The sequence below is a fragment of the Chitinophagaceae bacterium C216 genome (assembly GCA_028485475.2).
GTDB classification, from domain to species: Bacteria; Bacteroidota; Bacteroidia; order Chitinophagales; family Chitinophagaceae; genus Niabella; species Niabella composti.
The window spans coordinates 543,922-557,192 of sequence record CP144143.1; the positions used below are offsets into that span (position 1 = coordinate 543,922).

10 protein-coding genes are annotated in these 13,271 nt (G+C 40.7%); all 10 read right to left on the reverse strand.

Annotated features, from left to right (window positions below):
• Positions 1-49: 49 nt before the first annotated feature.
• Entirely contained in the window at positions 50-2,080 is a 2,031-nt protein-coding gene (locus tag PIECOFPK_RS02230) for a family 10 glycosylhydrolase (RefSeq protein ID WP_409966419.1), read from the reverse strand.
• 61 nt (positions 2,081-2,141) lie between these two features.
• The gene (locus PIECOFPK_RS02235; protein ID WP_409966420.1) at positions 2,142-3,611 is read right to left on the reverse strand and encodes a TolC family protein; all 1,470 of its coding nucleotides are present in this window, start codon (positions 3,609-3,611) and stop codon (positions 2,142-2,144) included.
• A 100-nt stretch (positions 3,612-3,711) separates the two neighbouring features.
• Positions 3,712-6,810, reverse strand: a complete 3,099-nt coding sequence (locus tag PIECOFPK_RS02240; protein WP_330974726.1) for an efflux RND transporter permease subunit — start codon at positions 6,808-6,810, stop codon at positions 3,712-3,714.
• 84 nt (positions 6,811-6,894) lie between these two features.
• A complete protein-coding gene (locus PIECOFPK_RS02245) occupies positions 6,895-7,986 on the reverse strand; it encodes an efflux RND transporter periplasmic adaptor subunit (protein WP_330974727.1) in 1,092 nt (363 codons plus the stop codon).
• A gap of 166 nt (positions 7,987-8,152) precedes the next feature.
• Entirely contained in the window at positions 8,153-8,506 is a 354-nt protein-coding gene (locus PIECOFPK_RS02250; protein WP_330974728.1) for a hypothetical protein, read from the reverse strand.
• A 123-nt stretch (positions 8,507-8,629) separates the two neighbouring features.
• Positions 8,630-9,847, reverse strand: a complete 1,218-nt coding sequence (locus PIECOFPK_RS02255) for a beta-ketoacyl-[acyl-carrier-protein] synthase family protein (protein ID WP_330974729.1) — start codon at positions 9,845-9,847, stop codon at positions 8,630-8,632.
• A 23-nt stretch (positions 9,848-9,870) separates the two neighbouring features.
• Complete coding sequence (locus PIECOFPK_RS02260) at positions 9,871-10,143, reverse strand: phosphopantetheine-binding protein (RefSeq protein ID WP_330974730.1); 273 nt, start codon at positions 10,141-10,143, stop codon at positions 9,871-9,873.
• Positions 10,130-10,762, reverse strand: a complete 633-nt coding sequence (locus tag PIECOFPK_RS02265; RefSeq protein ID WP_409966421.1) for a hypothetical protein — start codon at positions 10,760-10,762, stop codon at positions 10,130-10,132. The genes PIECOFPK_RS02260 and PIECOFPK_RS02265 overlap by 14 nt, the downstream gene beginning before the upstream one ends.
• A 6-nt stretch (positions 10,763-10,768) precedes the next feature.
• Positions 10,769-12,046 (reverse strand): NAD(P)/FAD-dependent oxidoreductase, encoded by a 1,278-nt coding sequence (locus tag PIECOFPK_RS02270; RefSeq protein ID WP_330974732.1) that lies wholly within the window; start codon positions 12,044-12,046, stop codon positions 10,769-10,771.
• 52 nt (positions 12,047-12,098) lie between these two features.
• A complete protein-coding gene (locus tag PIECOFPK_RS02275) occupies positions 12,099-13,184 on the reverse strand; it encodes a class I SAM-dependent methyltransferase (RefSeq protein ID WP_330974733.1) in 1,086 nt (361 codons plus the stop codon).
• Positions 13,185-13,271: the final 87 nt, after the last annotated feature.

A 13,271-nucleotide genomic window follows, 5' to 3' on the forward strand; every position in this document is an offset into this window, starting at 1 on the left:
TCAAATAAAAAGCGAGCTTTAACGGCTCGCTTTTTATTATCTGCATTTGTCATGCTCTTTGTAAAAGTTGTTTCACTCGGTTCACAATCGTTCCATTTTGAAAATATGGGTAAATGTTTTTCCCAGGACAATTTGTAATCTTACTATAGTCACGGTGAGTGGCAATATTATCGGGACTGATGTTGTATTTTATGCAGAAATGCACAATTAAATTAGTAAGAACATCCACTAAATGCGGCGTTAGCTCCTGACGTTCATAATTTCCCAGAAAACAAATGAGCAGATGACCGGTAGGGTCATATTCTGTGTTCGTTTCTCCAACAGTTAACGGATCGCGCCCTTCGTATACAGTGCCATCAGGAGCAATTAAATAGTGATATGGAATATCCGCCCAGTTGCGATCGGGCCCCATACACCACGTCTGAACATTTTTCAATCTAATGGTTGCATCAGCCGTATCGGCCAATACTTTACCTCCCTCGTGATGAACAGTAATACGCACAGGCTGGTGCTTTTTATAGGGTTTTGGAGTGCTGGCATGGCTACTTCGTGGCATAATTCGTACAACATTGGGGAATACTTCATGCTTTTCACTTTCATTGCCACAGCGATCTACTGCCGAAACAGCAACGCCATTAAGTGTTTGTCCATCTTTTACAGCAGATAATGTTACTGTATTATTTATCTTACTAAGAATCTGATACTCCCATTTACTTCCATACTTGCAATATACAACCCAAAGAAAAACGTCATTAGGATCACTGTGCGTCCAAGAAGCGGTCACACTGTCTGCTGTTTTACTTAACGTAACGGAAGGTGCTAACGGGGGCTGATTATCAAGCCAAGGACTGGCAGGAATTAAAGCTTGTTTTTGGTACGGACCTTCCTTCAAGGCTTTTGTTAAACCGGGGTTTCTGGTAACAGAAGAAATACTCCAATGAATCACACCGCTACTTTTAGGCAACATGCCGCGAGCAATCATAATCTGATTTAACACCTCTGTTGTGTTACGTACGCTGGTATCTCTTCCTACACTAATGCCTGGCCACAAGTGTCTTTTCATCGTATTTTCACGTGCCCACCATCCCAATAATACGGGATAACTTTGTCCATACCGTGTAATAGGCCAATACAGTTGGGGAGCGAAGTAATCCACCCATCCTTTATTCCACCATAATTTGGCATCTGCATATAAAACATCGTATTGATCAAACCCCTCTACCGACTCTGGATAACCCGGTCTCCAGATACCAAAAGGACTTAGTCCGAATTTTACATGCTTCTTCTCTTTCTTTATTTCTGTGTACACACGCTGAATAAATTTGTTGACACTTTCCCTGCGCCAATCTCCTCGAGAAAGGGTGCCGCCTGATTGTTGATAACGTTTCCAGCTTACACTATCGGGAAAGTCTTCGTTATTATTATAGGAAGGATAAGGATAAAAATAGTCGTCAAAATGTACACCGTCAATATCGTATCGTTTTACAATATCCATTATCACGTTTACTCCATGATCTTGTGTTTCTTTCAATGAAGGATCGAACCACCAGTAACCTTCTTTAAGATGTACGACCAACTCGGGCTTTTTCTTTACAATAGAATGCTCACTTACTGGTCCGCCTGAAACATGGTGGGCTCGATAAGGATTTAGCCATACATGCAGCTCCAATCCGCGCTTGTGCGCTTCTTCAATCCAGAACTCCAGCGGATCGTAATACGGATCGGGAGCTTTTCCCTGCTCTCCGGTGAGGTAGTAGGACCACGGCTCTAACGAGCTTTTATACAAGGCATCGGCCTGCGGTCTTACTTGAAAAATCACAGCATTAAAATGATTGGCCTTAAGAAAATCAAGCAACGCAATAGCTTCCTGCTGCTGCTGTGCAGTAGAGAGTCCGGGCTTACTCGGCCAGTTGATATTCGCTACCGTAGCTACCCAGGCGGCACGAAACTCTCTAGGTGCCGAAGGTATGGCTGATGAATGTTGAACCGCAATAGATGCTTCTTTATTTTTTGTTTTGCCCGAAGAGGCGCAACCTGCAGCCATCAGCCACAAAAAGGCGATTAGGGGGAAGTATCTCATGTGCATATGCTTAAAGTAAAGGCTAAATTTATCGTTTTTATTAAAAAAAAGCGCTAATAGCCTATGACAGTTTATCCTCTTCATCGCGCAGCATTAGCCCTCCCAGAGCTTTAAATAATAATACATATAGCTTTGCTTGCTGTAGCTGATAATCCACTAAAAGTAAATCTGCATCCAGTTTATTTTTTTGAGATGTTAACAACTCAAGATAATTTGCAAACCCCGTGGTATATAAATCGTTTGAAATATGAATGGCCGAATCAAGATAAAGACTTTCTTGTTGTTTTAATGCCAAAATTTTTTCATATTGTCGAGCTTGGCCAATAATTGATTGTAATTCATTGTAAGAACGCGTAACAGCTTGCTGATATTTATAGAATGCTATCTGTTGTTCGTAATTGCGAATAGCAAACTGGCTTGCTAATTGTTTTTGTTGAAAAACAGGCATTGTTATGTTTCCTAATAATTGCCAAGCCATTGATGCCGGATTAATAAAGGTAGCTGCAGAAAAAGAGTTTAGCCCCCAGTAGCCGCCTAATTCTAGTCGAGGAAACATAGCTGAACGGGCTGCTTTGGCGTCTGCATGACTGGCTTGCAACTGATAATATGCTTGCTGTACATCAGGACGCTTGTGAATCAAATCTTCCAGATGTCTCAAATGCGTAAGCCATTCATGAGAAATATTTTTAAATGTAGTGTCGAATAATATATCTCCTTCGTACTCACCTATTAGACTCAGCAGCGCTCTCTCTGTTCTGATTTTTTCAGCGCGTACTTCTTCAAGATGGGCCTCACTATTCACAACGCTAGCCTGAAACTGCTTTACCGGCAACTCGGTAACCTTACCCACCTCACGTTGTATTTTAATAATGTTCAGAATTTCGTTTTGCAGAGTAACGTTTCTTTGCAAAATCTTTTCTTTATTATCGAGTGCAATCAAATCAAAGTATAAATCGGCAACTTGTCCCAGAATTTCATTTTGCATCAGCCGTAGCCCTTCTTTTGTAGAAAAATATTGCATTTGAGCCGATTCTTTCAGTTGTTTCAATCTACCCCACAAGTCAATTTCCCAACTTGTTTTTAAACCCAGCCAATGGTTGGGCGTAGGATTAGTTTTAATTTTCTGATCTTCTTCGATATTATCAGATAGGTTTGTATCAAAATTTCCTACACCTTCCATGGTATACTTACCATATTTAGTTCCAGAAGTTAGGGCATCTATACTTAAAATAGGAAAGAATGCTTTTCTACTTTGTTGTAGTACTGTACTCGCAATCCAAACATTTTGTTGGAGAATATGAATGTCTGGATTGTTTTTTTGTGCTTTCTTCAATAGTTGTATTAAATAATCATCTTTAAAAAATTGTTTTAATGTTAAGTCAGGAATATCCTGTGTAGTAGTTTGAGTTTCATGAGAAGGAATCTCCTTCAGTTGTGGAATTTGGGCTACTTGTGGTGTTTTACACCCCATTGTAACCATCCACAGTATACAATAGGCACTTCCAATATATGTATAAACATTACGTTTCATGTTTTATTCTTTCCGAGTTTTTGTTTTAAAAAATTCTGGCTTAAGGCAACTATCTTTTATTCTTGAAATCGTTAATTTTTATCTAAGCATTTGTTGCTCTCTATTTTTTTGGGGAAGCAAATAGATAGTATAATCCCGGAATCACTAACAGTCCGAAAACAGTTCCTATAATCATTCCTCCTGCCGCAGCAATACCGATACTACGATTACCCATAGCCCCAGCGCCCGTGGCTATACACAACGGAATCAATCCGGCTACAAAAGCAAAGGATGTCATTAAAATCGGTCTTAATCGAGATTTGGTTCCTTCGATGGCCGCCTGTAGTACTGCAACACCTTCTTTTTGACGCTGTAATGCAAATTCCACCACCAGAATAGCATTCTTACTAAGAAGCCCTATCAACATTACCAGTGCTACCTGAGCATAAATGTTATAATCTAGTCCTGTTAGCTTCAAAAACATTAACGCACCCAACATACCAGGTGGTAGGCTCAATAATACTGGAAATGGTAACAAGAAGCTTTCGTATTGTGCCGCTAGTAATAGGTATACGAAAATCAATACAATAGCATAGATGAATAATGTTTGATTTCCGGACAGAATTTCCTCTCTGGTCATTCCACTCCATTCGATGCTGTAACCACGGGGAAGAGTATTTCGAGAAATGCGCTCTACTTCTGCTATAGCGTCGCCGCTACTATATCCTTTAGCTGCTTCGCCATTGATCATGGCCGATGTATACATATTATAACGAGTAAGTACGTCTGGCCCTAGCACAGGTTCGATTTTGCAGAAAGTAGAAAATGGCACCATTTCTCCATGCTCGTTCTTTACATATAGCCTCAAAATATCATTGACATTTTTTCGATATTGTGGATCGGCCTGCACCATTACCTTGTACATCTGTTTAAAGCGAATAAAGTTGGTAGCATAATAGCTTCCGAGAAAGGTTTGTAAGGTGCGCATAGCATTTTCTACATAAACTCCTTTTTTTGCAGCTAGGTCATAATCTACGTGAATGAGATATTGAGGGTAGCTCGCATCAAAACTGGTAAAGGCTCCCTGTATCACCGGGCTGCTGTTGAGAGAATCCACAAATTGCTGCACAACTTCACTTATTTCACTTATTGATGCACCACTACGGTTATTGAGCCGTAATTCAAAACCACTTGTATTACCAAAACCAGGAACAGTGGGGGGGGCAAATATTTCAATCTTGGCATCTGTAATATTTCGTACATTCTGATTGAGCTCAGCAATAACATCGTTTACAGATACCGAGCGTTCTCCCCATGGTTTCAGATTAATCATCGCCATACCATAATTAGCACCAGCTATCTCTGTTACGATGCTGAAGCCGGCCAATGTAGTTATATTATCAACTGCGGGATTTTTCTTACTGATTTCGGTAATCTGTGTGAGTATATCCTCTGTGCGGCTCACGGTGGCTCCTTGAGGAGTGGTGACGCTTACATATATCATTCCCTGATCTTCCATTGGAATAAAGCCAGAAGAGATGAGCTTGTTCATTCCTACAGTGAGAACAATCAATAGTACTGTAGCTAATATAGTCACCGATTTTTTGGGAGCCCATTTTCTTAGAAAACGACTGAATTTAACTGTAAGTCCATCAAACGCTTTATTGAAGCCAGCAAAGAACTTTCCAAGAACGCCTTGTGCTAAGTGATTATTATGAGGCTTCAGCAGTATAGCACATAAAACAGGGGTTAAGGACACCGCATTAATACCGGAGATAATAATAGATACTGCTAATGTAAGGGAGAACTGTCGGTAAAACACACCCACAGGACCCGATAAAAACGCCACAGGAATAAATACTGCCGACATAACAATCGTAATGGCGATGATAGCTCCTCCAACTTCTTTCATTGCGGCAGCAGTGGCTTCGGGTGGAGATAACTTACCTTCAGACATTTTTACGTGAACAGCTTCCACCACTACGATTGCGTTGTCCACTACGATTCCTATTGCCAGTACCAATGCAAATAAAGTAAGCAGGTTAATGGAGAATCCCATTAAGGACATAAAAGCAAAAGAACCTATCAATGCAACAGGAACTGCTAATATAGGAATCAGCGTCGAACGCCAATCCTGTAGGAAGATAAATACAACCAAAGCCACTAGAATAAATGCCTCGATAAGCGTACGAATTACTTCATGGATAGAAGCATCCAGAAATCGGCTAACATCATAAGCCATATTGTAATCCATGCCTGGCGGAAAAGAAGTTTTTTTAAGTTCCTCCATCTTTTCCTTTACCAGCTCAATTACATCACTAGCATTGGATCCCGGTCTTTGTTTCAGCATGATGGAGGCCGAAGGACTTCCATCGGTTTTTGAAATCATTCCATAGCTTTGTGCGCCGAACTCGATATTGGCTATATCGCTTAATTTTAAAATCGAACCATCGGGTTGTGAGCGAATAGGAATTTCTTCATATTGTTCCGGAGTGGAGAACTTTCCGGTATATTTAAGAACATACTGCAACTGCGTTCTTTCTTTTCCTGACTCTTCACCAATTTTTCCTGGAGCTGCAGCAACGTTCTGTCGCTGAAGTGCATTGATTACTTCATCGGTAGATACATTATACGCCAGCATTTTGTCGGGATGCAACCACACACGCATCGAATACTCCTTTTGACCCATAATCTCGGCTCTACCGACACCATCGATGCGTTTTAATTCCTGCAAAATGTTTATATCGGTAAAGTTGTAAATGAACTGTTCGTCCATGGTAGAGTCTGTACTGATGATATTGAGATACATCAGCATACTGTTCACTTCTTTTTCCGTGGTTACTCCCGCTCGTGTTACTTCTTCCGGTAGCTCGTCTAATATGGTTGTAACTCGGTTTTGCACATTTACTGCCGCAGCATCAGGATCAGTACCAACTTCAAAGAATACCTGAATCATCACTTTACCATCGTTGCTGGTAACGGTGGTCATGTAGGTCATTCCCGGCACACCGTTAATGGCGCGTTCTAACGGTAAGGCTACTGCCTCTGCAGCAACTTCTGCATTTGCCCCCGTATACGTAGCATTCACGACAACCGAAGGCGGCACAATATCCGGAAACTGCGTAACCGGTAAGCGAAACAGCGCCAATAATCCAATTAATACTATGAATATGGAGATCACCAGAGACAGGACTTTCCGTCTCAAAAACATTTGAATCATCGTCTACTTTCAGTTTTACTTAAAAAAAAAGGAAATGCAAAGCGCCGCTGACGCTTTCAGAAACACTATTCATTCGCTCAATTATTAAAAAGAATAAGCTTTGGGTTTTATAACATCGCCTTCGCGAAGGGTTTGGATTCCTTCATATACAATGAGCTCGTTACCATTCAGGCCGGCATCCACAATGTAAACCCCATCAAGTGTTGCGCCTAAAACTACATGGTGCATTTTTACTTTATTGTCTTGGCTTACAAGAAACACATAGTTTTTGTCCTGAATGGAGAAAACAGATTTGTGTGGAACTAGAATGGCTTTTTCTTGAGTTTTGGAAAGAAGTAGTTTTCCGGATGTTCCGTGTTTGATTAACCCATCTGGGTTAGAAAATTTTGCTTTAAAAGCAATAGAACCTGTAATGCGGTCAATTTCGCTCTCAGCCTTATGCAGTTCTCCCTTATAACGATACACCTCTCCATTAGGTAGCTGTAATTGAATCCGCTGAGCAAAAATACTTTCATTATTACCTAAAAGCTCGAAATATTCATCTTCCGGAATAGAAAAATACGCATAAACATGGGATAGGTCGGAAATGGTAGTAAGTAAATCACCTTCATTAACCAAACTTCCTTCTTTAAAAGGAATACGATCTATCACACCGTTGAAAGGAGCAGTAATGGTTGTAAAATTTATTTTTTGCTGAATGGCGTGCTGTTCAGCTTTCGCCAGATTCTTTTGAGCCAAGGCAGATTCATATTTCGCTTGGGCAATATCCAATTCACTTTTGGCAACTATTTTTTTATCGAATAAGGCTTTTATCTGCGAAAGCTCCACCTGAGCCATTTTTACAGCCGCTTCGGCCGCATGATAAGCTGCATTAGTTTTTTCAAGTTCCACACGCAATACATCATCATTGATTTTAAAAAGTGGCTGCCCTTTTTGCACGTGTTGCCCTTCACTGACTAATACGGCTTTAATTAAGCCACTTACTCTTGCATGTACCCGAACATTTTTAGCAGCTTCAATATTTGCCACATACGTTTTGCTGATTACAGTATCTCTGGGTTCAACTCTTATGACAGGAAAATCTCTTAACTCGGAAGAAGTCTGTGTAGCATTTGATGAGCACGCAGCAATTACTATACTGATAAATACTATATATACTATATATCTCAATTCCATTTTATAGAACTTTTAAGTGATGATAAAAACAAATCCCTCCACTCGAAGACACAAAAAGAACGCATCTTCTTTTTCGAATGGCAAACAAATCTTTAGCTAAAATGAAGAGAATAGACAATCCCGAAATAAACGGTTCTAAACAAGAAACTTCAAAATGGAAGAGATATCAGTATAGATAATACAAGTATAAAATACCATATCCGGCTTTCTGTTGCGGCTTAGAGTGATATACCGGATGCTGCAGTGATTTATTTCCGATTATCAATGCATTCAGATAATCGGCCCCGCTATTCTGATGAATAGCATTAAATTGAAAATAATTTCGAATGCGTTGTTGAACAATTATGGCATCAAGAACATCGCCATCAGCATCTTGTAATTTTTGAACGACAGAAACATGAAACGATACGTCGTCGTTTTCTACACATCCGGTTAGTGAGTCGCTTGCCTGTAAAATATTTAAAGCGCTGACAAAACCGGTAAATAAAAACAACAATATTTTTAACCAACGCCCTCTCATGGCTCTATCTATATCGTACGATGCTTATACTACAGGATCAAATTTTGCGCGAAGGTACTAATAAAATGCGAGTCGGCACAAGCTTAGTTTTCTCAATAACGTTAGAATTTTTAGCTCAATTGTTCATACAATTTTACTAAAAACCAAACTGCTGCAATTCCCCCCAAACCCGAAAGAGTTGGAGAGCACGTGTTGTAATGGCCGGTGTTGCAGCTCTACAACAGGAGTGAAGGGTAGTTCTTTCATCTGTGTTTCGAAGCGTAGATTAGGAAAGACAAGGCCTTGTTCAATAGCCAACGTAGAGAAAACCGCTTCAATGCCACCGCTGGCTCCCAGCGTATGACCGGTGAATGATTTGGTGGAGCTCATAGAAGGATAAGGCTCCTGAAATAAAGTTTTTATGGCAGTACCCTCTGCAATATCATTATTGTTGGTACCAGTACCATGAAGGTTGATATAATCTATCTGCGAGGGTTGCAAACCGGCTTTTTCAAGTGCTTTTTTCATTGCCAGCAAGTTTCCTTTTCCCTCAGGAGAAGAGGCGGTCTGGTGATGAGCATCGTTTGCATTGGCCCATCCACTAAGAACAACCGAAGGTTTCTTTGCTAAAGTTGCAGCTACTGTTTCCGAAATCAATACCACGTATCCGGCGCCCTCTCCTAAGTTCAATCCTCGACGGTTTTCATCAAAAGGCTGACAAGGCTGGTTGTCTAAAATCATCAATGTATTAAAACCATTCAGCGTAAACCGCGTTAACGAATCCACACCTCCGGCGATTACCACATCCAGCTTATCTTGCTTTATCAAACGCGCCGCTAGAAAAATACTATTGGCCGAAGAAGAACAGGCCGTACTTATAGTGGTTACAAAATCTTTTATGCCCAATACATCGGCAGTAATTTCGGTAATGGCACCGCATTCGTGATTTACAACCTGATGCAGACGACCGGCATGGGAATTCGTCAAAAATCCTTCAAAGAAATCTTCCGTTTTATCCATTCCGCCGACTGAATTGGCAGAAATGAATCCGGTACGCCATTTTTTTATATCAATTCCAGCGTTTTCGACAGCCTCCATTGCAGCCAGTGTACTTAATAGAGCCGTACGACTGATCCGTTCGGACAACCCGGTACGCTCGGCCAGCTCCGCATTGGACAGTTTAACTTCTGCAACAGGCAATGCTCCTTTATGCACCGAGTGCAGGCGCTGCATGGCATCGATTCCGGCTTTGCCGGAAATCAGTGAAGACAGATTTTCCTGTACATTATTTCCAATTGCTGAAACTACACCTGTACCTGCAACATACACGGCATTTCCAACGGATTTTGGCTGACTCTCCATGGTTGCTGTTTCGAAAAGTTTTTTTAGTTGGCTGATCCTGCCTGACGTTCGAGAATATAATCGGCCATGGTACTTACAGAACGAAAGATACTTTGCCCTTCTTCTGCATTATTCAGCTTTATATTGTATTCCTGTTGTAGCAATACAATTAGTTCCAAAGCATCGATCGAGTCAAGACCTAATCCTTCCACGAACAGCGGATCATCGTCTCCGATATCTTCAGGTTTTTTATCAACCAAATTCAGTTGTTTTATAATCTGCTCTTTCAACTGCTGTATCAGCTCATTCCTTTCCATTCAAATCTTGTTTGTAATATTTATCTATGTTTTCGGCAGTAAAGTTAACGCCATTATGATTTCCTACTTCAACAAAGAAAAGGCAGGCCTCCATTGTATCGTTTACAACATCGGACCAACCACAAATACAGGCTTTTATACGTTGATGCCTTAATAGGTCCATAACATAAAAATGCAGTAGCCTTGCATCGAATTGCCCACTTACGAAAAATGCATTTTCTCCCTTACATCCGTATCGTATACTTATTTCTCCAATTACAATATTGGGCAGCGTATATACAAAGAGTGCTGGGCTAGGATAGGCTTTTGACGACTCATAATACTTTACATCCGCCTCAATACTGGCATTGCTGTTAGATAATACGATTCCTATGTCTTCCGGTTGATAGTTTTCTAAACGTAAATGATGCAACAATACATGTGCCGCCAGCGTTCCTAGCTTACATAAATTATCCATTTTGAAAAACTTCGGATAATTTAGGGTCAGCTGGTCATACATGTCCTGCAGAATATCTGTCCCCTCTGTTTTCCTTTCATAAATTAACTCCTCATTCCTCCAAACCTTATGATTTCGAATCTTACAAAAGGAGGTAATATGCACGCTGCTATCTTGTAACAATGCTTCTTATTTTTTTTCAGAGTCTTTAAACCCGTTGTTAATGTAAGAAATACTGTCTCTCAGATGAATAGTTTTAGCCAGTTTTCTTAACGCGGTATCATGATACTTCACATAATCATTTTCTAAATCCCATACATAACCGGCCAATACCGAGCATATTTTACGCTTAATATTAGAATCTTGATCTTTAGCAAAAAATATTGTGTGTAATGTAGTATCGTACCATCCGTTTACATAACTTCTGAATGTATTGACACCCTGCATCATCACTTCGGTATATTCTTTATGCCAATCTACGTTTTCGCCTTTCAGATGCCTTATCACTAGATTTCCCGCCAGCTGACTGGATACCGTAGCCAATGTCACCCCTGAAGAAAAAACAGGATCCAAGAACTCTGTTACATTCCCTGTAAGTATAAAGCCTTTCCCATAGAATGTTTGCGTAGTGGTAGACCAAGACTGCAATACCTTTGGCTCCCATAAGAACTCCACACCTTCCATGCGTTGAGCGACATAGGGTTCGTCGGCAATAAGTCCTCGCATCTGCTCTTCAAGAGTGCCGGTATATTTATCAAAGAACGACGGCGTTCCTACAAAACCCACAGATGTTACTCCTGTAGAAAACGGAATCACCCACACCCACACATCGGGTTTGTGCACTACAATGGTAATTCTGTCGGGCTCATCATCCATATGTCGTTTTACATCTTTTATGTGGACAAAAACGGCTTTGCGCGGAGGTAAATTCGACGGTTTGTCCAATCCAAACAAACGGGGAATCACCCGGCCATATCCACTGCCGTCAATGATAAAACGAGCTGCTATCTGCTTGGTATTCCCTGTAGCATCTGCCACAGTAGTAACAGAGCTTCCATCTTCCTTAAAATCAATGGCCTTTACTTCGGTTTCATACTCCACTTCTACACCCTGTTCCTGTACACCATCGGCCAACGCCTTATCAAAGTCGGCACGAGTTACCTGATAGGCATGGTCCCAACCTTTGGTAAACTGATCGGCAAACGAATAATCACAGACCACTCCATCTCGAACAAACTTTGCACCCGTTTTACGTTGGAATCCTTGTTCCAGCACTTTGTTCAGCAATCCCGCTTCTTCTAATGATTCCATACAGCGGGGCAAAAGACTCTCGCCAATTACAAATCGAGGAAATTTTAGCTTTTCTACAATTTTTACTTTAAAACCCGCTTTATTTACTAGGGCGGCGGCAACAGTACCGGCAGGACCAGCTCCTATAACGAGTACATCTGTTTGTTCGGATTGCATTGTTTAATGGTTATTTAGGAGTTTAACGTTTCAATGTTCGGATTAAAGCGTTTTAATGCAACTGTCTCTTTTTACACTTTAGCAAGGTATGACTTAATCCGATACCTTCAATTTCTTCGACGATATCAAAACCTGCTTTTTCGATACATTTTTTAAATACACGACTGTCGTACATCTGGCTATTGCCGTTGGCAATGGCCGTAAAATAGATGGAGAGCTGCTGTAAGCAAAATGCTGCCGTTTCAAAACGCTGGTTATCCCAGAATGCTTCCAAAATATAAATAGCGCCTTCTTCGTGAATCGCCTTACCACAACGCTGTAGGATGCTCACAATTTCTTCTTCAGAAAAACAGTCCAAGAATTGACTCATCCAAACCACATCATAACCTGTAGGAAACTGAACATTTTCATCCAACACATTGGCCGGGTAAAAATCCACTCGCTCGCTCAACCCTAGGGCTTCAATATTTTTCTTGGCCATTGCAGCCTGCCCCGGCAGATCCACAATGGTTATTTTAACTTCTTTATCAAACTGTGTAGAAGCTAATGCCCATTTTCCGGTATTGCCGCCTATTTCCAGTAACTTTTTTATCTGATTCTCTGGTTTATATACATGTTTCAATACACGAGGAAAAGCAATATCAGAAAAAAAATGGTCGTACTCAAACCAGCTTTTCTGCTGTTGTGATGGTAATTGAGAAAGACCTTCATATATGGTATTCCAATTTCCTAATTCCTTCAATCCGGCCGGCTTACCGGTTTCGATAGCTTCCTCCAAATGATACACACCTTTATAGCAGATATCATGCACAAAATTCATGTTTACATTGGTAAGGGCATCATGTAATATGAAATATCCGGTTTTGGCAAGATAATATTTCCCCTCCTCATCCACTGTTATCATTTCCATGCCTAAACCTGCTTCGAGCAGCACGCGCACTCCATATTCCGAAAGCTCGCTTTTTGCAGTAATATCAGCAAGCGTAATGCCCGTACGGGCCTCTTCAATAATGCGCAGAATACCTTTGTCTCTTAGCACTTTTGCCACCTGAAATACGATAGGCCCATGAGCAATGAGCTGCGCAAGATGTTTTGCCTCCAAAGCAGTTCGTTTGTCCTTATTGTAAAGATGTGCCATTTAGTTCCGTTATTTTCTCTGGGTATTTTCCAACACTTTTTATGAATTCAGCTTAATCGTTTATCTTAATTTTAATATTATCCGGCA

Excerpts from the sequence above, each read along its gene's own strand:
- PIECOFPK_RS02230 (WP_409966419.1), bottom strand. The coding sequence starts at position 2,080 with ATGAGATACTTCCCCCTAATCGCCTTTTTGTGGCTGATGGCTGCAGGT.
- PIECOFPK_RS02235 (WP_409966420.1), bottom strand. The coding sequence starts at position 3,611 with ATGAAACGTAATGTTTATACATATATTGGAAGTGCCTATTGTATACTG.
- PIECOFPK_RS02240 (WP_330974726.1), bottom strand. The coding sequence starts at position 6,810 with ATGATTCAAATGTTTTTGAGACGGAAAGTCCTGTCTCTGGTGATCTCC.
- PIECOFPK_RS02245 (WP_330974727.1), bottom strand. The coding sequence starts at position 7,986 with ATGGAATTGAGATATATAGTATATATAGTATTTATCAGTATAGTAATT.
- PIECOFPK_RS02250 (WP_330974728.1), bottom strand. The coding sequence starts at position 8,506 with ATGAGAGGGCGTTGGTTAAAAATATTGTTGTTTTTATTTACCGGTTTT.
- PIECOFPK_RS02255 (WP_330974729.1), bottom strand. The coding sequence starts at position 9,847 with ATGGAGAGTCAGCCAAAATCCGTTGGAAATGCCGTGTATGTTGCAGGT.
- PIECOFPK_RS02260 (WP_330974730.1), bottom strand. The coding sequence starts at position 10,143 with ATGGAAAGGAATGAGCTGATACAGCAGTTGAAAGAGCAGATTATAAAA.
- PIECOFPK_RS02270 (WP_330974732.1), bottom strand. The coding sequence starts at position 12,046 with ATGCAATCCGAACAAACAGATGTACTCGTTATAGGAGCTGGTCCTGCC.
- PIECOFPK_RS02275 (WP_330974733.1), bottom strand. The coding sequence starts at position 13,184 with ATGGCACATCTTTACAATAAGGACAAACGAACTGCTTTGGAGGCAAAA.